Source organism: Providencia sp. UF-224, assembly GCF_058245955.1.
The window spans coordinates 187,383-212,056 of the sequence record NZ_JBSICC010000005.1; the positions used below are offsets into that span (position 1 = coordinate 187,383).

Genomic DNA, 24,674 nt, shown 5'->3' on the forward strand with positions numbered 1-24,674 from the left:
ACGAATTTGAGCTGACTATAATACATTTTCTTGGCTAAATAAGTATAAAAATGAGCGTGCTTTGCAATGACAAAAAAAACACCTCAATAAGTATAACTTACTGAGGTGTTTTTCATTCAAAATATGAACAATTAAACGATAGTAAAACAACCATCGATTATTAAATCAGCACCAGAGGTATAACTTGCAGCGTCAGATAATAAATAAATGACAGCACCAGCAAGCTCTTCAGGTGTCCCCATTCGTTTAAATGGAATCATTTTAACCCATTCATCCTGCCAATCTTGTCTTACTGTCGCCGTCATTTCAGTTCGAATATAGCCAGGGCTAATTGAATTAACGCGAATACCAAGCTGGCTCCATTCAACGGCTAAAGATTTGGTTAAATGTACAACAGCCGCTTTTGATGCATTATAGGACGCTTGCTCTTGTGGAATATTCACGATAGTCCCAGACATTGATGCTGTGTTCACAATACTACCTGGTTTATTATTTTTAATCAGATAACGAGCAAATGCTTGAGCAACAAAGAAAACACCATTTAAATTAACATCAACAATTTTACGCCACTCGTCAGGAGCGCAATCAACTGCCGGTTTATGCAAGCAAATTCCTGCATTGTTAAATAATAAATCTAAGGTACCAAAATCAATTCCAACGGACTCAATGCACGCCTTCACATTTTCAGGGTCTACCACATTGCAGCGATAGGCTTTTGCTTTGATATGATAATTTTTTTCTAATTGCTCAGCGACATCACTGGCATCAGCAAGATCGAAAATAGCAATATCAGCACCTGCATTCGCTAAATATTGTGCGACAACTTTTCCAATGCCTTGCTTGCCACCAGTGACAATGGCAACTTTCCCTTTTAAAGAAAAAATATCACTACTCATAATCGCGCTCTCCATAATGGATAATTATTTGCTCGTTTTTTACAGGAAATAAGCTCTATTTATTAGCTCACTACCTATTGTTCTTACAATTTTACTTTTGATTTAATACTTTCCAGCATCACAGCAATAATAATAATGACGCCCTTAACCACTTGTTGGTTATAACCAGAGATATTCATCAAGTTCATCAAATTAGAAATAATACTTAAAATTAAAACACCAATAATCGTGTTAATAACAGTGCCTCGACCACCCGCTAAACTTGCACCCCCCACAACCACCGCTGCAATAACATCTAATTCAAAACCAACCGCTAATACCGGAGAACCAACACCCGTTCTTGTTGTGGCTAAAATTCCTGCAACCCCACAGGCTAATCCACTTAGTGCATAAACAGCTAATTTGTAATAATTAACTCGAATACCCGCAAAGCGTGTTGCCGTTTCATTTGAACCAATTGAAACCACTAAACGACCAAATACCGTATGCTTATATAAAAATTGAGCTAGTAAAATAAAGATACCGAATACGTAAACAGGTAAAGGGATCCCAAATAAATAACCAGTACCAAATTCGATTAATGCAGGGTCATCAATAAATACAGGCTGTCCTTTTGATATTATCAACCCTAAGCCCCGAGCAATTGTCATCATTGCTAATGTGGCAATAAATGGTGCGATATTAAACCAGGTCACTAAAATGCCTGCAAAAGCACCAATAATGGTTGCCATAATAATACCAACGGCTAATGCGGGCCATAGACCAATGTCAGGGATCATTAATGCAACAACCACAGAAACTAAGGCCATAATTGCACCAACGGATAGATCAATTCCCCCTGTTAAAATAACAAATAGCATACCTAGTGTAGCTAGCCCGAGAGGAACGCTTTGCCTTAATACGTTAGTAATATTATCGGCACTATAAAACCGATCCGATAAAAAACCCGCGACAACAAGCATAATAATAAAAACAAGTAGTGTTGAATTCTCGCCGATCAACTTTGCTATTTTTCTTAATAAAGATGGTTGATTGTTCGATTTATTATCCACACTCAAATTTGAGTTTTCTAGTGTTTCCATGGTGTATCCTTTTTATTTTTATCTGTAACTTAGATTACAGCGCTACATTTAAAAATGAGTTAATTTGCCATTGCAGCTGTTTTTTCATGTTTGACAATAGCGTGACGCATGATATTTTCTTCTGATAGTTCATTTTCTTGTAACTCAGCGGTAATTCGCCCTTCACTCATAACGTAAACACGATGAGAAAGTGAAATGACCTCAATCATTTCCGATGAAATAACAATTACTGAAAAGCCTTTTTGCGCTAATTCATTAATTAAGTGATAAATTTCAACTTTCGCGCCAACGTCAACACCTCGAGTGGGTTCATCTAAGATTAATACATCACAGTTTGTATTTAACCATTTGGCAATAACGACTTTTTGTTGGTTTCCACCACTTAAACTCGAAATTGGGTCATCCATATTATTAAATTTAATTTTTAACTTATCTTTAAAGATGCTCGCTAATGCACGTTCTTTACTAACCCGAATAACACCTTTTAATTGGCAAATAGAGCGTAACTTTGTCAAACTAATGTTTTCACGAATAGGTCTAGATAAAATTGCACCTTGAATTTTTCTATCTTCTGGAACTAATCCAATACCTTTGCTCATTGCATCACTTGGGTGGTGGATAATAATTTCGTTGTTATCTTTAAAGATTCTACCCGACGTTGTTTTATCGATGCCAAATAAGCACCTTGCAATTTCCGTGCGTCCTGAGCCGACGAGCCCAGCTAGACCTACAATTTCACCTTTTTTAACATAAAGATTAATATTATTAAGTAAGCTTTTAGTGGATAAATTTTCGACCTGTAAAGCAATTTCATTACTTGGCGTATTTTTAGCTGGGTATAGATTTTCAAAACTTCGCCCCACCATGCCTGTAATAATATCGTCCTCTGTGCACGTTTTAGGATCCAGTTCTTTAGTCGTTTCACCATCTTTAATAACCGTAATTGCATCCCCTATTCTAAATATTTCTTCTAATCGATGGGAAATATATAAAATAGTGACACCTTGTGCCTTTAAAAATTTTAATTGGCTAAATAAAATATTAATTTCACGCTCAGATAATACTGCTGAAGGCTCATCTAAGATTAAAATATTAACATCTCGAGCCAATGACTTCGCTATTTCAACCATTTGTTGATATGCAATACTCAGTGTTTTAGCCTTAACGGTGGGATCAATATCAAAACCTAAATTTTTTAAAACATGACTAGCACGTTTATTTAATAATTTTCGGTTTATAGTCGCTTTCCCAAAACCAAGGTCCCCCAGAAAAATATTTTCGGCAACAGTTAGCTCAGGTGAAATAGCAAGTTCTTGGTAAATAATACCAATTTTATGTTGTCTGCTTTGCTTTGGTGTTGTGAAGTTCACTTCTTCACCATTAATAAAAACTTGTCCACTATCTTTTGTATATATGCCAGATAGAATTTTCATTAATGTTGATTTTCCGGCTCCATTCTCACCTACAATTGCATGTATATCACCCCGCTTAACTTTAAGGTTAATATCTTTTAAGGCATGAACCCCACCAAAACTTTTTTTCACACCCTTTGTCACAATTGCATATTCTTCCATCATAAATACCTTTTGCTTTATTAACTATGATAGATTTTTAGAGGTGCGGCATTCTGTTACCGCACCTCACGCACTTAATTAATACAGTGCTTTTTCATCATAATATTTCTTAACATTATCTTTATTAATGACAACTGGCGTGATGTAAGAATAATCAGGGAATTCTGTTTGGCCTGCTTTATGCTTAGCAATAACATCGATAACAGCAGATGTCAGTGTATCTGGGTTATTTGAAGATGTTGCTTGCAATTCACCACGTGAAATCGCTTCAAGTGCTTTTTTATATCCATCATTCGAGAAAATTTTCACGTTATCTAATTTGTTTGCGGCTTTCAAAGATAAAACTGCACCTAAGACCATTTCATCAGATTCGGTATAAACGCAGTTAATTTTATCTCCCTGTGCAACGAGCAAATCTTCCATTGCTTTAAGACCACCTTGCTGGTCCCAATTTCCCCAACCTTGGCTTAACACGGTTAAATTTGTTTGGTTATATTTTCTAAGTTGCGCTTCCATCACGCCACGAACAAAGTTTGCTCGGCGTGCTTCACCCACTAAATTACCTTGATTTCCACTAATAAAGACACAGTTCATTGGGTTTTTACCAAATAAATCAACTGCATACTCTCCCATTAAGACATTGTTTTTTCCATTATCAGCCTGAACACGTGTTATGACAGGTGCACTTAGTGGAATATCACTGTCTAGAATAATGGTTGGAATACCTTTATTTTTTGCCATATTCGTAATACGAATACCTGCTTCTGGGTCTTGTGGATTTAAAACTAAATAATTAATTCCTTGAGATAACATATCCTCTACATCTGAGATTTGCTTATTTAAATCCCCACGAGCATCTGTCGTGATTATTTCATAACCTTTTTCTTTAGCATGCTTTTGCATGTATTGATCAAGTCCATTAAAAAATGCGCCATTTAATGTTCTATTTGCAAAACCAATTTTTATTTTATCTTCAGCATTAGCAAAACCTGTTGAAAATGCAGAAACAACAATAGTGCAAAGCAATAATTTATTAATAGCTTTCATTATATTTACCTTTATATGTAGGGATGGTGCTTTCTATTATTTTGATAACTATATAACTAAATTTTCTTAATGCCTTTATTATTAAATTTAATTAATTAAATAGACTGAGTGAGTAACCTTTCTTCTACTTCGGATAAATCAGGTAACGTGCCAGCCCCTAGCTTTTCAACGCTCACAGCCGCATAGGCAGATGCAAAACGGGTCGCTAAACGGATTGAATCTCCCATTGCTAATCTCGCCGCTAATGCGCCATTAAATGCGTCTCCAGCACCCGTCGTATCAATAGGTTGTGAGGGGAAACACGGAATAACCATCTTCCCTTCATCATCTGATAACAATGCACCAAGCGAGCCCATTGTGATAATGACGTTTCTGCATCCTTTAGCGTGGATTAAGTCAGCAGCTTGGCTCGCACTTTCATAATCTTCCACTTTGCACCCTGTAATTAGCCATGCCTCTGTTGAATTAGGTGTAATTAAATCAACCTGTTGTAACATCTCACTCGTCACAGGCTGCCAAGGTGCTGGGTTTAAAATGACAAAAGCATTATTCGCCTTACCAATAGCAATCACGCGCTCAATAGCTTGCAAATTATTTTCTAATTGAACTAATACAACATCTGCACAAGAAATTGTTGGCTCACACTGGCTGATTTCGTCGTCTGTTACTGTCATATTTGCGCCGGGGTCAACGGCTATCATATTTTCAGCATCACCATCACGCTCAGCGACATAAACGAGTGAATTCCCAGTTGAAATTTCATTTGTTACTAATAAGGTAACGGCATTAAAACCAACTGACTTTAGATGCCTACGCGCATACTGCCCAAAAGCGTCCTCACCTATTTTTCCAATATAATGGACATTTGCACCTGATTTTAAAGCCGCCGTTGCTTGGTTTGCTCCTTTCCCGCCTGCACTTGTCATACTGCTGTTTGCGACAAGTGATTCACCTGGAAAAGGGAAGCGAGATACTCTAGCAACCATATCAAAGTTAAACGAGCCGAATACACAGACTTTTCCTGCCATAATTAATCCTTAAAACTAAGCATAATTCAGTGAGGTGTGGATATCTTCTTGCATCGTTTGCCACGTTTCAGATAGCGGAATACCTTTTTTAAATAACCCACTACTTCCCATAATTAAAACTTGCCCACCTGCTTTTAATAAGGCTTTATACGTATTTTTATTACAAGAACCATCAACCTCAATTAAAAATGAATAATTCCCTTCTGATTTTTTCTGATTCAAAGCATGGATCTTTTCTACCATTTCGGGAATAAATGCTTGCCCTGCATAACCCGGATCAACCGTCATCACAGTAACTTTATCAATTAAATGAATATAAGGATTTAACACCTCAATACTTGTCGCAGGATTTAAAACAATCCCAACTTTTTTTCCCTTATTACGAATATGATTAATAACTCTAAATGCATATGAACTTATAATTTCCGCATGCAAAGAAATACTGTCAGTTCCAACAGAAATTAAATCATCAATAAAATCCATTGGGTGTTCTACCATGAGATGAACATCAATGGGTAGCTGTGTGTAGGGTTTAATTTGTCTAATAAAATCAACTGACAATGCTAAGTTTTTGACATAATGCCCATCCATTATATCCACATGCAGCATATCCGCATTATCATTTAAAAATGATAATTGCTCAGATACTTTCATCATATCGATACACATTAAAGACGGTGAAATTAAGTATTTCATCTTTTCATCCTAATAAATATTTTATTTAATACAATGCTGCCTCTGACATATATAAGTTCAGAGTTTTACTATTTAATTATAAATTTAATTAATCGTAATGACTTTAACGTTATGCCACGTCATTTCTTTTTGGAATAATGGGTCATCAAATTTTTCAGTAATTAATAGGTCAATATCACCAAACCCACAAACTCGAGCTGTTCCTATCTTTCCAAACTTACTTTGGTCAACTAATAAAACAATTCGACGCGATATTAAAAACATTTGCCTAAGGAGTGCTGCATGAGCTTCACTATCCGCATAAATGCCTCTATCTCTATCAATTCCTTGACAGGAAAAAAATAGTGTATCGACATTCTGTTCATTAATTTGTTTGATTGTCGTTTCACCAAAAAAAGCTTCTTCTGCGACAGAAAATTCCCCACCTAACCCGACAACACGCGTCGATGTCCGCGGCATCAGCGTTTGAATAATCGCAACAGAAGGCGTAACAACTGTTAATTCAAACTCAGGAAGTTGCCTAGCTAAAAACCAACTGCTGCTGCTACCATCTAATAAAATAATTTGCTGCGGTTGAATAAAATCCAAAGCAACTTTCGCCATGCGTGTTTTATTTTCTATATTTAACGCCGTTCGAACTCGAAATGCGCCTTGTTTTACTGAAGGAGGCATTTCTTGAGGTGCATAATAGGGTATCAACGACGTTTTTAGCTTATTTGATAACAACGCCCCACCGTGGCTTCGATTCACCATTCCTTGATGTTCAAGGTCAGTTAAATCTCGCCGCACCGTTTCCCGAGATACCTGTAAACGCTCGGCCAAATCATTAACACGCATTGCGCCATGTTCTTGAATGAGGGCAACAATAGCATTGTGTCTTTCGAGTTGTAGCATATTTGTCCCCTTTCAATATGGTGATGAGTATAGCCGTACCAATTCATGATTACTGAGCCGTTTTTCTCAGAACGTTAGGATCAGGGAAAAAAGCCATTTTCTGTGATTTTTATCTCAGAAAACACAAATTCCCCCTAACTTAGCGATGCTGTATCGCTTAATAGTTTGCATATCGGTCAAATACGGGCAAATACAAAGAAAAACACAAAAGCCCGTATTTACCCGCATAAACCCGTTTGCGCCCGTTTTGATAATTCACTGATGAAATTAATTTGTTTTATTAAAATTTGAAAGGGATTTTGTGAAAATATTGTTATCTTATGCTGCACATCTCAATTTGATGATCACCGAGATAGTATCGAGCTGAAATTAATATTAAGCTGGGAGGATTGGTATTAATCAAATGATTGGTTCAAACAATAGATTAAAAGAATGAAAGGTGAATTTTAAGGAAATAAAGCCAAGCCTTACTCCCTTAAAATTTAGTACACTCATTATGTTACTAATAGTCACATCATTTTTTGATGTAACTAGCTATCCTTACGCCCTTGACTCACTTTTTTCTGGGCACTTTTCCACGGTGATGTAGATGCAGAGCCTCTGTTACCACCGGCTTTCGCCGCGGGTGAATGACTACGACGTGGAGACTTAGTATTGTTGCCATGGTTTCTATCACCAGAGCGACGTTCATTGCGTTGTGGCGTTTTTTGAATCGGTTCTGCTTTAATAGATGGATCAGGCTCATAACCGTCAATCGCCATCAGTGGAATCGATTTTTTCAGCAGTTTTTCGATATCTTTAAGCAGCTTAGCTTCATCAATACACACTAATGATACCGCCATACCAGTTGCATCTGCACGACCTGTACGACCAATACGATGAACATAGTCTTCGGCGACATTTGGTAATTCAAAATTGACCACATAAGGCAGCTGCTCAATATCAAGGCCGCGAGCAGCAATATCAGTTGCCACTAAAACACGGATATCCCCTGATTTAAAGTCTGCTAAAGCACGTGTTCTTGCACCTTGGCTCTTATTACCATGAATAGCCGCGGCTTTAACACCATCTTTATTCAAGTGTTCTGCTAAACGGTTTGCCCCGTGCTTTGTTCTTGTGAAAACAAGAACTTGCTGCCAGTTGTCACGGCCAATCATAAATGACAATAACTCAGCTTTACGCTTTTTATCCACTAAATGAACATATTGCGTTATTTGCTCAGACGCTGAATTTCGCGGTGCAACCTCGATAGTAACAGGGTTATTTAGCAACTTATTCGCAAGCTGTTTAATGTCATCAGAAAAGGTTGCTGAAAACAGTAAATTTTGGCGCTTTTTAGGTAATTTATTGATAACACGGCGAATATCGTGAATAAAGCCCATATCTAACATACGATCAGCTTCATCCAATACAAACATTTCGACCTGAGAAAGGTCAACGGCATTTTGATGTTCTAAGTCCAATAAACGACCCGGCGTGGCGATTAAAATATCAACCCCACCTCGCAGTTTCATCATCTGCGGATTAATACTCACTCCACCAAAAACAACAAATGAACGAATACGCAAGTGACGGCTATATTCTTTTACATTTTCAGCAACTTGAGCCGCAAGCTCCCTCGTTGGCGTCAAAATTAGTGCACGGATTGGCCGACGGTTATTACCGCGAGGATTAGAAACCAGTTTTTGTAAAATCGGCAGTGTAAAACCAGCTGTTTTACCTGTTCCGGTTTGTGCACTCGCAAGAAGGTCGTTTCCTGCAAGCACAGCTGGGATAGCTTGTTGTTGAATAGGCGTTGGACTTTCATAGCCTAACTCATTAATGGCAAGCAAAATTTCCTCGTTTAACGCGAGGTCTGAAAAAGTTGTCAAATTAAATTACTCCGGGCTTCACCGCTTCAAGTTGATTGTGGCAGTTCTGGGGGAAGTGAGTCAGAAGAAAAAAGCGCAAACTGCCGTGCGACATTGCAAAATTCTAACATTATTTGATGGTGATAAATATATTAATTTAGTTTGGGTAATAAATTAATATAAAATTCCCCCTATATAGTATATATACTTATACAACACTATGAGTTGTCGTTTATGACCCCTTTTAAACATAAAGAGCCACTTAGAGCTTATAAAGTATGATTTAATTCTGATTTAAAGGAATGTTTATGAATATAAATTCGTCACCAACCTTGCGGGGAGAAAACGCAAAGTTACAATTACTACTTACAGCAGCGGATGTTTATGGAGAACAAGGGCTTGATGGGGCAACAACCCGCAAAATCGCACAAGCCTCAGGGCAAAACATTGCTGCCATTTCCTACTATTTTGGTTCCAAAGAAGGGCTTTATTTAGCGGTCGCAAAGATGATTGCTAAAAATATTAAAGAGAGTTTCCATGATGTGTTTAGTGCTATTGATCACTTTTTAAATCAGCCTGTTAATGAAAGAACTCCTCAGGAAGCTCTCGATTTACTGCAAAAAACAGTCATCGCCTATAACTATTTTCAATTGGAAAAGAAAAACTTAAGCTTTTCTCGTATATTAGCTCGTGAACAACTTAACCCCACCGAAGCCTACACCATCATTCATGAGCAAGCTTTAGGCCCTATCCATTCACGCCTCAACCGTTTAATCGCTGTTTATATTGGGGCTGACCCCAATCACCTCACAACACTCATTCATACTCACGCCATTTTAGGTGAAACGCTGTCATTTCGTATCGCGCGAGAAACCTTATTACGCCAAACAGGGTGGAAACATATCAATGAAAATGAATTTAAAATTATTAATCAAGTCCTTATTGAACATACTAATATATTATTAGCGGGGTTACGTCACCGCAAACAGATTGAAAAGTGATATGATTAAACCATTAAGTGAAATCATCTTTTAACTATTAACTAGGGTTAGCGATGAACAATAAAAGCCGTTCTATTTTTGTTTTTATTATTGTCTTATTAATCGGTACAGCAGTTGGCGGTTACTATTACTATCAATCTCAACAAAATAACTCATTAACATTATATGGCAATGTTGATGTTCGAACGGTGAATTTGAGTTTTAGAGTACCCGGCAAGCTCGTGTCCTTAGCGGTTGATGAGGGCGCGCGCATTGCAAAAGGCGATAAACTTGGCCAATTGGATGATGCACCTTTTATCAATGCATTGAATAAAGCTAAAGGTATGAGAGAAAGCGCCAAAGCACAGTTAGCGTTAAAAGAGAGCGGTTACCGCACCCAAGAAGTAGCCCAAGTTGAAGCGGAGGTCGCCCAACGGCAAGCTGCTTGGCAATATGCGGATAACTTTTATAAGCGCCAACAAGGCTTAGCGGCTTCTCGCGTCATTTCAGCCAATGACCTTGATAATGCAAAAAATAACCGTAATCAAGCCTTTGCTGCTCTTCAAGCCGCTCAAGACAAACTAAACCAATACCAAAGTGGCTTTCGCCAAGAAGAGATAGCGGCGGCTAGAGGGGAATGGCTGCAAGCAGAAGCCGCCGTTGCCCAAGCAGAGCTCGATTTGCAAGATACCGTGCTGGTAGCCCCTTCCGATGGCACTATTTTGACTCGGGCCATTGAGCCGGGAACCAATGTTGGCGCAGGAAACAGTATTTTTAGTGTTACCCTTACTCACCCTGTTTGGGTGCGTGCCTATGTTAGCGAAACGCACCTTGGTAACGCTGTTCCAGAGACGAAAGTCACGCTCTATACGGATAGCCGCCCTAACCAACCCTACCATGGCACGATTGGTTTTGTTTCTCCAACCGCTGAATTTACACCTAAAAGTGTACAAACCCCTGATTTACGAACTGATTTAGTTTATCGATTACGTATTATTGTTGATGATGCAGACGATGCTTTGCGCCAAGGAATGCCTGTTACCATTAACTTTGCAGATAACAAACAGTAAGAAATAGCCATGAGTGATGATTACAGCATCCGACTTCAAGGGGTTGAAAAAAGCTTTAGTGGCTTAGATTCGCCTGCGGTTGAAAGCCTCACAATAGATATTCGCGGTGGATCTGTCACCGGGTTAGTGGGTCCCGATGGCGCAGGGAAAACGACGTTAATGCGTATGCTCGCTGGGTTGCTTAAACCTGATGCAGGGCAGATTAGCGTGATGGGTTTAGACCCTATTAAAGACAGTATCGCAGTACGTGCAAACCTTGGTTATATGCCCCAAAAGTTTGGTTTATATGAAGATTTAACGGTTCAAGAAAATTTGGACTTATACGCCGATTTGCGCAGTGTTATTGGAGAAGAGCGAGAAAAAACCTACCAACAGTTACTTTCATTCACTAACCTTGCCCCTTTTACTAAGCGCCTTGCGGGTAAGCTTTCAGGCGGCATGAAGCAAAAACTGGGTTTAGCCTGTACCTTACTGGGTAAACCGAAAGTTTTGCTATTGGATGAACCGGGTGTTGGTGTCGATCCTATCGCAAGACGTGAACTCTGGCAGATGGTTCATACTCTTGCTGATGATGGAATGTTAATATTGTGGAGTACTTCGTATTTAGATGAAGCCCAGCAATGTAAAGAGGTCCTTCTCCTCAATAAAGGCCAACTGCTTTACTCGGGAAAACCTGAGTTATTAACACAAAAAATGGCGGGTCGTTCCTATTTACTTGAAGTTCCAGCCGCACAAAAACGTACGGTATTGCAAAATGCATTAGTACTTCCTGAAACGACAGATGGCGTGATCCAAGGCCGTTATGTTCGCTTAATTCTAAAACCTGATGCATCTCAAGAAAATCTGTTAAATGCACTCAATATGCAAGAAAATAAGCTAATTGCCGCACAACCACGATTTGAAGATGCGTTCATTGACCTTCTTGGTGGCGGCCCTTCCCACCGTTCAGAATTAGCGGCCATTGTGCCGCAGATCCCTGCTAATCCCGAAGAAACAGTGATCGAAGCTCGCAATCTGACTAAAAAGTTTGGTGATTTTGCAGCGACGGACCACGTCAATTTCCAAGTCAAGCGCGGGGAAATTTTTGGCCTATTAGGGCCTAATGGCGCAGGGAAATCCACCACCTTTAAAATGATGTGTGCCCTAATGAAACCCACTGAAGGGCAAGCTTTAGTGCTGGGTATGGATTTAAAAACCAGTTCTAATAAAGCAAGGCAACACCTTGGCTATATGGCACAAAAATTTTCGCTCTATGGCAATTTAAAGGTAGGGCAAAACCTAAAATTTTTCTCTGGAGTTTATGGATTGCACCATAAACAGCAGTCTAGCAAAATCCAAGAAATGGTTGATGCCTTTAGCTTTAAGCCTATTATCAATCAAATCACTGAATCCCTTCCTTTGGGCTATAAACAGCGCCTTGCCCTTGCTTGTTCACTCATGCATGAACCTGATATTTTATTTTTAGATGAACCCACTTCAGGTGTCGACCCATTAACTCGCCGAGAATTTTGGCTACATATCAATGGGATGGTAGATAAAGGTGTGACCGTAATGGTGACGACTCATTTTATGGATGAGGCAGAATATTGCGACCGAATTGGGCTTGTGTACCACGGCAAAATTATCGCAGCTGGCACACCTGATGAGCTAAAACAGCAAGTTGCTACCCGTGATAACCCAGATCCCTCTATGGAAGATGCGTTTATCGAGCTCATTATGAATTACGACAAACAACAGGGGGTAAAATGAATCATTCTACCTCTCATTTTTCATGGCGCCGACTAAAAGCGTTGTGCTGGAAAGAAACCAAACAAATTGTCCGCGACCCCAGTAGTGCCTTAATTGCAGTGTTGATCCCATTGATGCTGCTATTTATTTTTGGCTACGGCATTAACTTGGATTCAAGTAAATTACGTCTTGGCATTTTAATGGAGCAACAAAGCCAGCCTGCACGCGAGCTCGTGGATACCTTTACAGGTTCTCCTTTTGTTGATGCCACTATCAGTGATAACCGAAAAGCGTTAATCGACAAAATGCAAGCAGGTGAAATTCGTGGAATTGTCGTGATCCCAGTGAATTTTTCGGCCCAATTACTGCAACCTGAAGGGCACGCTGCGATACAAATTATCACCGATGGAAGTGAACCGAACACGGCTAACTTTGTTCAAGCTTACACCAAAGGCGTCTGGCAAATATGGCAGCAGCAACAAGGTGAAAACCGTGCAAATACAGTTTCACCATTAATTGAGCTTAATATGCGTTACTGGTTTAATGAGGCGGCAATCAGCCAACATTTTATTATTCCAGGCGCCATTAGCATTATTATCACCGTTGTGGGGGCGATTTTAACGTCACTGGTGGTTGCCCGTGAATGGGAGCGCGGCACTATGGAAGCCTTGCTTTCAACCCAAATCACTCGCACTGAATTGTTGCTCTCAAAATTATTACCTTACCAAGTTCTTGGCACTTTTGTGATGGTGCTGTGCATGGTCGTGACAACCTTTGTTCTGGGCGTACCGTATCGCGGGTCATTATTAGTGCTGTTTGTTATTACGAGCCTGTACCTTGCAACCGCCCTTGGCATGGAGCTATTAATATCAACGATTACTCGCAACCAATTTAATGCCGCGATGGTGGCCTTAAATGCGGCATTTTTGCCTGCAATTATGCTATCAGGGTTTATTTTTGAGATTGATAGCATGCCAGCCATCATTCAGTGGGTAACCTATTTTATCCCAGCACGTTACTTTGTCAGCAGCTTGCAAACGTTGTTCCTTGCAGGGGATATTTACTGGGTATTGCTGGTTGATTTCTTATTATTGATTGCCTCTGCAATCTTATTTATTGGTCTGACGGCGCTGAAAACTCGCCGCCGTCTTGATTGAGGTGCACTATGTTTTATCGTTTATACACCTTAATTATGAAAGAGTTACAATCATTATTACAAGAGCCACAAACTCGAGTTATTTTGATTTTACCTGTTATTTTTCAAATGATTTTGTTCCCGCTTGCCGCCACATTAGAAGTAACAAATACCACTATTGCAATTTTTGACCAAGATGGCGGTAAACACGCTGTTGAGCTTACCCAAAGGTTAGCCAAAGCCAGTGCATTTTCCCACGTGTTACTCGTCAAAAGTGAGCATGAAGTACGCGACACCCTCGATAACCGTAAAGCCCTGTTAGCCGTGCGTTTTAGCCAAAACTTTAGTGCAGATATCGACTCGCATTCCCCTGCAAATATGTTGTTATTACTCGATGGGCGTAATTCAAACAGTTCGCAAATTGCAGCGAATTATGTCGAACAAATTGTGATGCAATATCAGCAAGAGTTAACACAAAACCAAATCAAGCCCAATAATAGTGAGTTGGTTATTCGTAACTGGTATAACCCAAACTTAGATTATAAGTGGTTTATTGTGCCCTCTTTAGTGGCGCTCATAACAACGATTGGCGTGCTGATTGTGACCTCGCTTTCCATTGCACGCGAAAGGGAGCAAGGGACTCTGGATCAACTCCTGGTTTCCCCATTAACAACATGGCAAATTTTTATTGGTAAAGCAGTACCTGCGTTAATTGTGGCGACAGCCCAAGCAAGCCTTGTGTTGGTTATCGGCATTTTTTGTTACCAGATCCCGTTTGCAGGTTCACTGCTACTGTTCTATGCCACGATGCTATTTTATGGTTTGTCATTAGTGGGGTTTGGCTTATTAATTTCAGCCCTTTGCTCGACGCAACAACAAGCCTTCATTGGTGTGTTTGTGTTTATGATGCCAGCTGTACTGCTATCTGGTTATATATCCCCAGTCGAGAACATGCCTGTTTGGCTGCAAGATATCACTTGGGTTAACCCTATTCGCCACTTTACTGAAATCACTAAACAAATCTACTTAAAAGACGCTGATTTTTCGGTGATTTTCCAAAGTTTATGGCCATTACTGATTATCGCTATCATCACCAGTTCTGCAGCGTATTATCTCTTTAGAAAGAAAATTGCCTAATGCCGTTATTAAGGTGAATAGATTTAGCGTTGTAAAGCACTTAACTAAACCCTGAATTAGCGAGTAAATAATAATCAAATTATATTTTTTGGTACGATTACCATGAAAAAACCCTTGCTACCGAAGCAACAAGGGTTTTGAATTTTACTGGTTAAAACATTCAACTAATGAATGCGTTACTCGCAATTAGCGACGGTCACCGAAAATACGCAGTAACATCAGGAACAGGTTGATGAAGTCTAAGTATAGAGACAACGCACCCATGATGGAGTATTTACGCATTGTTTCTCTGTCATCTTCATTAATTTGTGAGCCCATTTCTTTCAGTTTTTGTGTGTCATAAGCCGTCAACGCAGCAAACAGTAACACACCACCGTAAGTGATCACCCAGTACATCATTGTGCTTTGTAGCCAGATGTTAACTAAAGAAGCCACAACGATACCAATCAGTGCCATAAACAGAAAGTTACCCATTCCTGTTAAGCTGCGCTTAGTGGTGTAGCCGTAGAAGCTTAATGCACCAAACATGACCGCAGTGATAACAAAGGTGCTCGCAACAGATTCACCAGTATACGCCGCAAGAATGACAGAAATAGTTAAACCAGTTAGTAATGAATAGAGCATAAACATGCCCGTTGCCATCATTCCACTAATTCTTTGCAGTAAGAATGAAATTCCCATTACCAAACCCAGTTCAGCAATGATCATTCCAAAAAATAAAATTTTATTTGAGGCAATGGTGAACCACAAACCGCTGCTCACTGAATACCAAGCCACAAATGCTGTCAACAGTAGACCGACTGTCATCCAGCCGTAGACCTGAGACATAAATGCCTGAACGCCAGTTTCGGCCCTCTGGACAAGAGAATCATTACGTTGATCAAACTGACCCATGATGGTTACCCTTCCGCTAAAATAAAAATCGACACAGTAAAAATACTGCAATCGGAGAAAATTAACCAAAGTCTAACACATTATTATGACATTACCATTCGGCAAATTCGTATTTTTCGGAGGAAAAAGTGCGATTACCAGCGGTTTGCTGATGCTTCATCGCTATCTTTCGCTTCAACCCAGCGTTCGTTATCTGGCAAGGTCTCTTTTTTCCAAAACGGTGCTTTCGTCTTTAAGTAATCCATAATAAATTCAGCGGCTTGAAATGCTGCATTACGGTGTGCGCTCGTCACCCCAACAAATACGATTTCTTCCCCCGGCTGCAAAGTACCAATGCGGTGAATCACACTCACACGCTGCAAAGGCCAACGTTCTCTTGCCTCTATGACAATGTTTGCTAAGGCCTTTTCCGTCATTCCTGGATAATGCTCAAGGGTTAAGGCTGCGACACTATCACCAAGGTTGTGATTGCGAACTTTGCCAGTGAAAGTAACGACAGCGCCATCACTATCACACTTCGCAAGCCACTGATATTGTTCACCAACACTAAAATTGTGTGTTTGGACAGCAATATGGGTGTTTTCCATGATTATCCCCCTGTCACCGGTGGGAAAAAGGCCACTTCATCCCCTTCCACCAGAGGGTGTTCTAGGGAAACAAATGATTGATTAACTGCCGCCAGCAATTTGCCGTTTTCTAACGCCAGTGCCCAGCGATCACCTTTTTGTGACAGGGCAAGGCGTAGAGACTCAACCGTTTGATATTTTTCAGTTATTTCGAGTTTATCTGTTCCCACTAATTCGCGAACTTGTGCAAAGAATAATACGGTAATCATCATTCCACCTTAAAATGTCCAGATTTGCCGCCTGTTTTTTCTAACAAACGAACAGGGCCAATGACCATATCTTTTTGTACTGCTTTGCACATGTCATAGATGGTCAATGCCGCTACCGAGGCCGCCGTTAATGCTTCCATCTCCACCCCAGTTTTACCGGTTAGGCGGCAACATGTTTCGATACGAACACGGTTATGTGCTTGTTCTGCTTCAAGGGTGACTTCCACTTTAGTTAACAACAGTGGATGGCATAATGGAATTAACTGCCATGTATTTTTAGCGGCTTGGATGCCTGCAATACGTGCCGTTGCAAACACATCCCCTTTATGGTGGCTGCCATCAACAATCATGGCTAAGGTTTCGGGGGTCATGGTGACATAAGCTTCTGCACGAGCTTCACGGACAGTTTCAGCTTTGGCTGAAACATCAACCATATGCGCCTCGCCCGACGCATTGAGGTGAGTCAGTTGGGACATATTTTCTCCTGAAAATCTGAAAAAGAGTTAACCGCCAATAACGGATAAATTAGGGGTAATGCCACTATCACCCATATGTAGAAAGTGCGTTTCGCGCTTGTGGTGCAAACCACGTTGTATCCGCGCTTTTAGTGCTTCGTTTTGGTTATCGTCCCCTAACAAATCACGTAGAGGAATGCCATTTTCACCAAATAGGCACAAATGGAGGTTGCCTAAAGAAGACACGCGAAGGCGATTGCAGCTTTGGCAAAAGTCTTTTTCATACGGCATGATAAGACCGATTTCACCTTGGTAATCAGGGTGACTAAAAACTTGAGCAGGACCATCATTGCGTGACCGAGGAAGTCGATACCAACCTTCTTCAATTAAACGGTCGCGAATGGTTTCGCCAGAAACATGAAAACGCTGGAAAACATCACTGCCATCCCCTGTTTCCATTAATTCAATAAAACGCAGTTGAATTGGGCGGTGCTTAATCCAATTTAGGAATGACTTCAGCCCGATATCGTTGACATTTTTCATCAGCACAGCGTTGACTTTCACTTTTTCAAAACCAGCCTCAAACGCAGCATCAATTCCTTTCATCACTTGGAAGAATTTGTCTTGCCCAGTGATTGCAGCAAACTGACGTGGATCTAAGCTGTCCACGCTGACGTTAATCGCATTTAGACCTGCATCTTTCCATGCTTGAACGTCTCTCGCCATGCGATAACCGTTAGTGGTCACTGCAATTTTTTTGATCGCGGCATTTTCATGAATTGCGGCAATGATTTCACTGAAATCTTTGCGCATGGTAGGCTCACCACCTGTGATGCGAACTTTTTCTGTGCCTAATTCAGCGAATGCGCTGCTGACACGGCGAATTTCATCCAGTGTGAGGAATTCATGGCGGCCACTTGGCTGATAACCATTAGGTAGACAGTATGTGCAACGGAAGTTGCAAACATCTGTTATAGAAAGCCGAAGATAGTAAAATTTTCGGTCAAATTGATCGACGAGTTGCTGCATAATCACACCTTTCCAAATACGGGAGATGCAGACATTTCTATCTTGCACCCTGGTGGCTCTAAGGCCACGGCCAGAGCATCATATTTGTGGAAACAAACTTAGACGCAAAGGCTAGGAGTTTTATTTGGAACAAAGCCGCTAATTTAATAACGAAAACAGGCCACTTTGTTCACTTAATTTCTGTAAGGATTCTAGCGTATAGAATATGAAAAAGCGAATCAGAATTCGGTATATAATATAATATACAACGACTTACAGAACATCAGCGGTAATCTCCGAAGCTCTTATTATCATAGACAATTTTCTTAAAAATAGCCTAGTCACAGATACAATTTCACTTTAAATGATTAACATCTCTTATTATTTAATTAAACATTTCTTGATATAGATCTAAAATGGGGAGCAAGCTCCCCATCCTATTGTTTCCGTTATAAATATTGTTACCAATCGCTTCGTATTTCTCGCTAAGCATTATGCCAATCAAAAGCGAACGCCTATGCTCCAACTAATTGAACGTATTTAGAAACGGTACTCAACCCCGCCAGATATCGTCCTTCCACGTCCTAGCGTGTTCGCTAAGCTTTCTCCGTAGCTCACCACATAGGCCCGATTGGTTAAGTTCTCCACATTCCCGCGGATAATTAAATTATCGGTAATTGAATAACTTGCGTATAAATCCACAAGGGTATACTTCGGCCAATCCGCTAAATATGGGTAATTTGATTGTGCGGAATAGTCTTGGAAGCCGGGGGTAAAACGGATAACCATTCCACCATCCAATTTTCTATCAAAGGCACGTCCACCAAGTGTGAATGACCCTCTGTCACCGGGCAGGTTTGCTGCGCTACCAAAGATGGAGCCGCTATCACAGTTCACATAATTGTTTGCTTGCTCATCAGATTCTGCGTACCAATTACCAGGCCCCACACCTTCTGGGAATTTCAAGACGCCACCTAACCACGCACGGTTAGCACAGAATTTATTTTTGCCAATCATATGAGTGAACGTTAAATCGGCATACACAAACCCTGCATCATAGTTGAGTTGGTATTCAAACCCTCTAAAACGTGTCGTATTTAAGTTATTGCTGTACGCAGCATTTCCAATACTTGGGTTAACCAATCCTGGCTTAGTTCGGTTAATAGAAAGGTTGATGTAGTTATCAACTCGCGTATCAAAATAAGCCACTTTAGCCAATAGTCGGTCTTCTTCGAGCACCAGTTGCGGGTAATTCAGGTTCATCCCGACTTCCCACGCATTCGAACGTTCTGCTTTCAAAAATGGGTTAGGATACTGTGTTGAGGAGCTGTGAGCACTGCCCGTGGTGAGTGTTTCAGTGATCGCAGGCGGACGCCACGAACGGCCATAACTGGTAAAGAACTCCATCCATTCAACGCCGGGACGGATAGCCAGTCGAGCGTTGGGTGAAAACGCTCCTTCTGATTTATCAACATTCCAATGCTCTGTGTACATCGTGCTAGGGCAATCACGTAACCGCCTGCCCGTACATGGGTTTTCTTTGGTATAGGGAAAGATGGGATAACGCATACTGGTTTGCCCTTTAAGGGTATAGTAGTCGTAACGCACTCCCCCTTCGACGGTCAGCCAGTCATCATATTCATATGTTAAATTAGTAAACAGAGAGCTCAACGTGCGTTTTCCATCCGGTGTCACTCCTGATGCGGCTTCACGCGTTGATGAGCTACTGGCTTTATCTTGGAAAGTTTCAAAACCATAATGCGCTTTTACTACATTATTAGGATTAAATTCAACCTCTGAATGATTTTCGAGTTGTAACCCGAGTGTTTTAACCCGAGTATCCATCTGGTAGCCATTATTAAAAACAGGGCTGGTTGAATAAGTTTCCGTGTCGTCCTTCGTATCGACAAAATATACTTTCCCTTTAAATTCAGTGCTCCATGGGCTGTCACTAAATTGTGTATAATCAAGAGAGTAATTCTGAGTTGTCACATCACTAAATCCACTACTTTTCCACCCAAGCTTGTACGGCCATGTTTGCGTCAAATTGGTCAACGTTCCTGCATTAGGGGTTGCCACTTTGGTTTCTAAATAATTGAATTGTAAACGTTGTGACTCACTGAGATTCCAGCCTGCTTTCGCCAGATAGGACGTCATTTGGTAATTGCTATCGTTAATTCGGCTATGTTTTAAACCACGTACTAATTCGTCATAATGCCCCGTTTCATTGTTAACACGGATATCACCAATACTGCCGTGCGTCCCCGGTTTATAGTCACCTAATCGACGTTCACTGGCGGCAAACAGTAAGTCCCCTTTTTCATTACCCAAGGCAAATGCGCTACTGCCGATAAAGTGAGTATTGTTTGTCCCTGTGCTTGCGTGTAATTTTCCACCAAATGTTTTATCTTTCGATAAAAAATCAGATGCATTTACCGTATTAAATGTGGCAACACCGCCGAGTGTTCCCCCACTCCCCATCCCACTACTATTTCCTTTTTGAATTTCAACGCCAGAAAGTAGCTCAGAATCAATATACATTGAACCGTTACGCTGCCCATGGCCGCTTTTTTGGAAGTTTTGCCGCATCCCATCAATATTCATATTCACACGCCCATAATCTTGGATCCCACGAATATTCACTGATAATGACGGGTCTTGTTGGCTAACACTGGAATACACGCCCGTCGTGAGTTCCAATACGTCAGCAATATGCTTCGGTGGCCTGTCTTCAATTTGCTTTTTACTGATCACACTCACCGATGAGGGGCTACTGTAAACCCAGTCCCCTTGCTGAATTTGGCTTGCAGTCACCGTAATATTATCTAGCTTGATGACTTTTTCACCCGCGGGGGAGTTAGTTACCCGATGAATAGAAATACGATTATTGTGTATTTGGTACTGAACTGGATTTGCACCAACAAGCTGCTGTAACCCTTCTTGCAAGGTTAACTGTCCTTTGATGCCTTGGCTTTTTAAGCCATTCATTTCTTGGCTATTAATAATAATTTCAACTTTTGCCTGCTGGGCAAATTGCAACAATACGCTCTCAAGTGAGCCGGCCCCTATCGAAAATGAAATTTTCTGCTGTGCGGCAGTTATTGGTTGATTCGCGTGTGCAATGTTAAACAATGAATATGCAGGTAGTGCCCCTAATACAAGGTAAACACAGAGTGAGGCTTTTTTATATTGGTGCTTTTTTTGAGTCATTTCCCATCCCTAAAATGATAATGGTAATAAAAATCATAATCACTTAGATTAAGACGCAGAAATGCAAGAAACCCGTAAAAAATAATTTAAATAATTGTGAAAAATAATAATGTTATTATCTATCAGTAGATTAATGTGAAGAATGGCACTTCATAAACCGAAAGCCCTTTTGATGACGCAAGGTGCTTAAGCCCGCTTTCTAGCGCGTTTATTTGCAATACGCCACTTAACCTCCCATCATTGTCATTGGCTAAAATAATAATTTGCTTTTTATGGTAACGGCTGATTTTAGCGGCGATCTCAGAAAGCGTTTGCTGTTGAAAAATAATCTGCCCCTCACGCCACCCTTCTGAATTCTGTTTGGCGAGAGGCAATATAGGGGAAATTTGCTGTTGGTATTGTGTAAAGTTGCCCGCTTTAACCACCACTTCTTGTCCTGATAATAGCGATATTTTAACGCTGTGCTGATAAACACTCACATCAACATTATCCCCTTCATTATCAATAGCAAACTCGGTTCCCAGTGCTTGCGTTACTCCATTTTTCGCCTTAACTTGAAAAGGACGAAGTTCACTGCCAGTGGTAGGTGCAACAGAGAAATAGGCGCGTCCTTGAAGCAAATTAACTTGCCGATATTGCCCGTCAAAAGCTAACTGTAATTGCGCACCACTATCGAGGTCAACTTGGCTACCATCGGGCAATGTAATGTGTTGAACCTCACCAATTTTGGCTTGGTAATCAATCTGTTCGTGATTTTCACTCCACCAAAGTAGCGTTGCCAAACCACACACTAATACACTAGCTGCAATGGTTTTTTTCAAATAACTATTTGCCGCTTTAATCGGTTTTATTCTTTTTTTAGGCTGTTGATGACAGGAAGTTAATGCCCAGATTTGCCTTGCACGGTAATAAGCATTTGCATGCTCTGTTGATGCGCTCACCCAGTGCTGGAACTCGCTATTTTCTTGCGCGTTTAGTTCTCTTTGTGTGGTTTTGATGACCCACATCGCTGCTGTATTTTCGATTTCAGATGGAGATGTTGGTTTCATGATTAATCCTTCCATTGATGAATCAGAACAGCCAATGCATTGGCTAAATGCTTTTCAACGGTACTGAGCGAAATATTCAACAATTGAGCTACTTCGGTTTGCGTCAATCCCTCTTCTCTGTGCAAACGAAAAATAGCCTGTGTTCTCTCAGGCAATGTTTGAATAATGGTTTGTATCTGGCTCAGTTGCTGCTCTCTGATTGCCGTTGCTTCAAGACTTTTTGTTTGTGCTGGTATTTCATGCCACTGCTCATCACTGATGGCCATTGAAGGGCGAGCTTTTTGTTCCCTAAAGTGATCAATCATCAGGTTTTTCGCTACGCGATAAAGATAAGCATCAAAGTCTTGGATCGTCGAGTGTTTCATCAATTCAGCCATTCGCACAAAACTTTCCTGCACAATATCCATGCTTAAACTATGGTCTTTAAGGTACATGTTGAGATAGCGACATAATGAGGAAGAATGGCGTGCAAACAAGCGTTGCAACTCAGAATCAGACATATTGAGCCATAACACAAATAGTGAAAATGAGAATTATTTACACTATATAGGTAAATGTGCAAAATGGAAACATTCAGGTATTTTTTTGCGAAGAAATTAAGGTAAATCTGGAATATTGCCTTTTATTGTTTTTTATCACAGTAACTCAGCGGGCAATGATATTTTATGGTAGATTAACGCCCAATTTATTTTAGATTTCATTTTTAATACGTTCGGTTCTGTAAACACGGCAAAATCACAGATAAAAAGCCCCAAGTAGTGGCTGTTTATTTGCCGAATATTGACTGATTGATATAGGAACACTATGCCAAATAGTAGTCTGGCGAGCCTGAAACATGTTGTTGCCCTTGGTGGCGGGCATGGGCTGGGCCGCGTAATGTCTTCCCTTTCCTCTTTAGGGCCTCGCCTAACTGGAATTGTAACCACCACGGATAATGGGGGGTCTACAGGTCGAATTCGTCGTTCTGAAGGCGGGATTGCTTGGGGCGATATGCGGAACTGCTTGAATCAGTTAATTACTGAACCGTCGATTGCTTCGGCGATGTTTGAATACCGTTTCGGTGGCAATGGCGAGCTGTCTGGCCATAATTTGGGTAACCTAATGTTAAAGTCATTAGATCACCTGAGTGTTAGACCGCTCGAGGCGATTAATTTAATTCGTAATATGCTCAAAGTGGATGCACAACTCATTCCAATGTCAGAATCCCCCGTTGATTTGATGGCAATTGATGAGATGGGTAATGAAGTTTATGGCGAGGTCAATGTAGACGCTCTACGCGAAATCCCGAAAGAGTTACGCTTATACCCTTCCGTGAAAGCCACACGAGAAGCGTTAGATTCTATTCACCAAGCTGATTTGATTCTTATTGGCCCCGGCAGTTTCTTCACCAGTTTAATGCCACTGCTGTTACTTGAAGAAGTTGCAACAGCCCTGCGCGAATGTAAAGCACCGATGATTTATATTGGCAACTTAGGAAAGGAAGTAGGCTCCTCCGCCGCAAATTTAACTTTGCCCGAAAAATTGCAGATGATGGAAAACTATATTGGCTGCAAAAAAATTGATGCGTTGATCCTTGGCCCACGCACAAAAATCAGTGATATCAGCAGTGACCGTAAGATTATCCAGCGTGTCCTCGAAGCGGACGATATCCCTTACCGCCACGATAGAAAGCTGCTCCTACAAGCCATCGAAGAAACCATCCCGCTATTGTAATTTATTCCACCTTTGGCTCCCAGAGGTGGAATATTTCTCTATTTTAAAGACAATTTTTATATCAATCCTATTGATTTTCTAATTATTTTCACGCAAATCCTCTAAATAGCTAGCGTTGTGGCTAGGCGGCAAGCGAAAGCATCTCGGAGAGCATACATAAGTATGTGATCCGAGTGATGGCCCCTGATCTCCCCAACATAATGAAATACAATGAAAAATCATCTTCAAAATAATTCGCGTTGTGGGTAGGCGGCAAGCGAAAGCACCTCGGAGAGCATACATAAGTATGTGACCCGAGTGATTGCCCTGCTTCCCAACATAATGAAATACAATGAAAAATCATCTTCAAAATAGTTCGTGTTGTGGGTAGGCGGCAAGCGAAAGCATCTCGGG

Annotated in this window: 22 protein-coding genes and 1 riboswitch; of the genes, 6 read left to right on the top strand and 16 right to left on the bottom strand. The window is 40.7% G+C overall.

The window, feature by feature from the left end; translation table 11 throughout:
* Window positions 1–131: 131 nt before the first annotated feature.
* The 8 genes from AC4IFO_RS07425 to rhlE form a co-directional block, all read right to left on the bottom strand.
* Window positions 132–896, bottom strand: coding sequence for an SDR family oxidoreductase (locus tag AC4IFO_RS07425; RefSeq protein ID WP_490733141.1), 765 nt, complete (start codon window positions 894–896; stop codon window positions 132–134).
* 83 nt (window positions 897–979) lie between these two features.
* A complete protein-coding gene (locus AC4IFO_RS07430) occupies window positions 980–1,858 on the bottom strand; it encodes an ABC transporter permease (protein WP_490733231.1) in 879 nt (292 codons plus the stop codon).
* Window positions 1,859–2,037: 179 nt separating this feature from the next.
* The gene (locus AC4IFO_RS07435) at window positions 2,038–3,552 is read right to left on the bottom strand and encodes a sugar ABC transporter ATP-binding protein (RefSeq protein WP_490733143.1); all 1,515 of its coding nucleotides are present in this window, start codon (window positions 3,550–3,552) and stop codon (window positions 2,038–2,040) included.
* A gap of 78 nt (window positions 3,553–3,630) precedes the next feature.
* Complete coding sequence (locus AC4IFO_RS07440) at window positions 3,631–4,599, bottom strand: substrate-binding domain-containing protein (RefSeq protein WP_490733145.1); 969 nt, start codon at window positions 4,597–4,599, stop codon at window positions 3,631–3,633.
* A gap of 95 nt (window positions 4,600–4,694) precedes the next feature.
* Window positions 4,695–5,627, bottom strand: a complete 933-nt coding sequence (locus AC4IFO_RS07445; protein ID WP_490733147.1) for a ribokinase — start codon at window positions 5,625–5,627, stop codon at window positions 4,695–4,697.
* A gap of 15 nt (window positions 5,628–5,642) precedes the next feature.
* The gene (gene alsE, locus AC4IFO_RS07450) at window positions 5,643–6,323 is read right to left on the bottom strand and encodes a D-allulose 6-phosphate 3-epimerase (RefSeq protein ID WP_490733149.1); all 681 of its coding nucleotides are present in this window, start codon (window positions 6,321–6,323) and stop codon (window positions 5,643–5,645) included.
* Between the two features lie 84 nt (window positions 6,324–6,407).
* Entirely contained in the window at window positions 6,408–7,217 is an 810-nt protein-coding gene (locus AC4IFO_RS07455; RefSeq protein ID WP_225819854.1) for a DeoR/GlpR family DNA-binding transcription regulator, read from the bottom strand.
* Between the two features lie 530 nt (window positions 7,218–7,747).
* Window positions 7,748–9,088 (bottom strand): ATP-dependent RNA helicase RhlE, encoded by a 1,341-nt coding sequence (gene rhlE / locus AC4IFO_RS07460; RefSeq protein WP_490733152.1) that lies wholly within the window; start codon window positions 9,086–9,088, stop codon window positions 7,748–7,750.
* Window positions 9,089–9,369: 281 nt separating this feature from the next.
* Here rhlE and AC4IFO_RS07465 point away from each other — a divergent pair, with 281 nt between their 5' ends.
* From AC4IFO_RS07465 to AC4IFO_RS07485, 5 genes are read left to right on the top strand one after another with little or no spacing between them, the layout of a single operon-like run.
* Window positions 9,370–10,068: a CerR family C-terminal domain-containing protein gene (locus AC4IFO_RS07465; protein ID WP_273804425.1), complete on the top strand. Its 699-nt coding sequence runs from the start codon at window positions 9,370–9,372 to the stop codon at window positions 10,066–10,068.
* Between the two features lie 53 nt (window positions 10,069–10,121).
* Window positions 10,122–11,117, top strand: a complete 996-nt coding sequence (gene hlyD / locus AC4IFO_RS07470) for a secretion protein HlyD (RefSeq protein WP_490733154.1) — start codon at window positions 10,122–10,124, stop codon at window positions 11,115–11,117.
* 9 nt (window positions 11,118–11,126) lie between these two features.
* Entirely contained in the window at window positions 11,127–12,866 is a 1,740-nt protein-coding gene (locus AC4IFO_RS07475; RefSeq protein WP_490733156.1) for an ATP-binding cassette domain-containing protein, read from the top strand.
* Entirely contained in the window at window positions 12,863–14,002 is a 1,140-nt protein-coding gene (locus tag AC4IFO_RS07480) for an ABC transporter permease (RefSeq protein ID WP_490733158.1), read from the top strand. Before AC4IFO_RS07475 ends, AC4IFO_RS07480 begins: the two co-directional genes overlap by 4 nt.
* A gap of 8 nt (window positions 14,003–14,010) precedes the next feature.
* Window positions 14,011–15,117, top strand: coding sequence for an ABC transporter permease (locus AC4IFO_RS07485; RefSeq protein WP_490733160.1), 1,107 nt, complete (start codon window positions 14,011–14,013; stop codon window positions 15,115–15,117).
* 186 nt (window positions 15,118–15,303) lie between these two features.
* On the opposite strand, the gene AC4IFO_RS07490 is transcribed toward AC4IFO_RS07485, so the two are convergent.
* From AC4IFO_RS07490 to AC4IFO_RS07525, 8 genes are all read right to left on the bottom strand, one after another.
* Window positions 15,304–16,011, bottom strand: a complete 708-nt coding sequence (locus tag AC4IFO_RS07490) for a Bax inhibitor-1/YccA family protein (RefSeq protein WP_490733162.1) — start codon at window positions 16,009–16,011, stop codon at window positions 15,304–15,306.
* 134 nt (window positions 16,012–16,145) lie between these two features.
* The gene (gene moaE / locus AC4IFO_RS07495; RefSeq protein ID WP_490733164.1) at window positions 16,146–16,598 is read right to left on the bottom strand and encodes a molybdopterin synthase catalytic subunit MoaE; all 453 of its coding nucleotides are present in this window, start codon (window positions 16,596–16,598) and stop codon (window positions 16,146–16,148) included.
* 2 nt (window positions 16,599–16,600) lie between these two features.
* Window positions 16,601–16,846 (bottom strand): molybdopterin synthase sulfur carrier subunit, encoded by a 246-nt coding sequence (moaD, locus tag AC4IFO_RS07500; protein WP_219244256.1) that lies wholly within the window; start codon window positions 16,844–16,846, stop codon window positions 16,601–16,603.
* A complete protein-coding gene (gene moaC / locus AC4IFO_RS07505) occupies window positions 16,846–17,322 on the bottom strand; it encodes a cyclic pyranopterin monophosphate synthase MoaC (protein ID WP_219244257.1) in 477 nt (158 codons plus the stop codon). Before moaC ends, moaD begins: the two co-directional genes overlap by 1 nt.
* Before the next feature lie 27 nt (window positions 17,323–17,349).
* Entirely contained in the window at window positions 17,350–18,330 is a 981-nt protein-coding gene (gene moaA / locus AC4IFO_RS07510; protein WP_490733167.1) for a GTP 3',8-cyclase MoaA, read from the bottom strand.
* Window positions 18,320–18,460, bottom strand: a riboswitch (molybdenum cofactor riboswitch). (Overlaps the previous gene by 11 nt.)
* A gap of 389 nt (window positions 18,461–18,849) precedes the next feature.
* Entirely contained in the window at window positions 18,850–21,519 is a 2,670-nt protein-coding gene (locus tag AC4IFO_RS07515) for a TonB-dependent hemoglobin/transferrin/lactoferrin family receptor (protein WP_490733169.1), read from the bottom strand.
* A 122-nt stretch (window positions 21,520–21,641) separates the two neighbouring features.
* Window positions 21,642–22,568, bottom strand: coding sequence for a FecR family protein (locus AC4IFO_RS07520; RefSeq protein WP_490733171.1), 927 nt, complete (start codon window positions 22,566–22,568; stop codon window positions 21,642–21,644).
* 2 nt (window positions 22,569–22,570) lie between these two features.
* Window positions 22,571–23,068 (bottom strand): RNA polymerase sigma factor, encoded by a 498-nt coding sequence (locus AC4IFO_RS07525; protein WP_490733173.1) that lies wholly within the window; start codon window positions 23,066–23,068, stop codon window positions 22,571–22,573.
* Window positions 23,069–23,372: 304 nt separating this feature from the next.
* Between AC4IFO_RS07525 and AC4IFO_RS07530 the strand changes: the two genes are divergently transcribed.
* Window positions 23,373–24,281: a gluconeogenesis factor YvcK family protein gene (locus tag AC4IFO_RS07530; protein ID WP_490733175.1), complete on the top strand. Its 909-nt coding sequence runs from the start codon at window positions 23,373–23,375 to the stop codon at window positions 24,279–24,281.
* Window positions 24,282–24,674 lie beyond the last annotated feature (393 nt).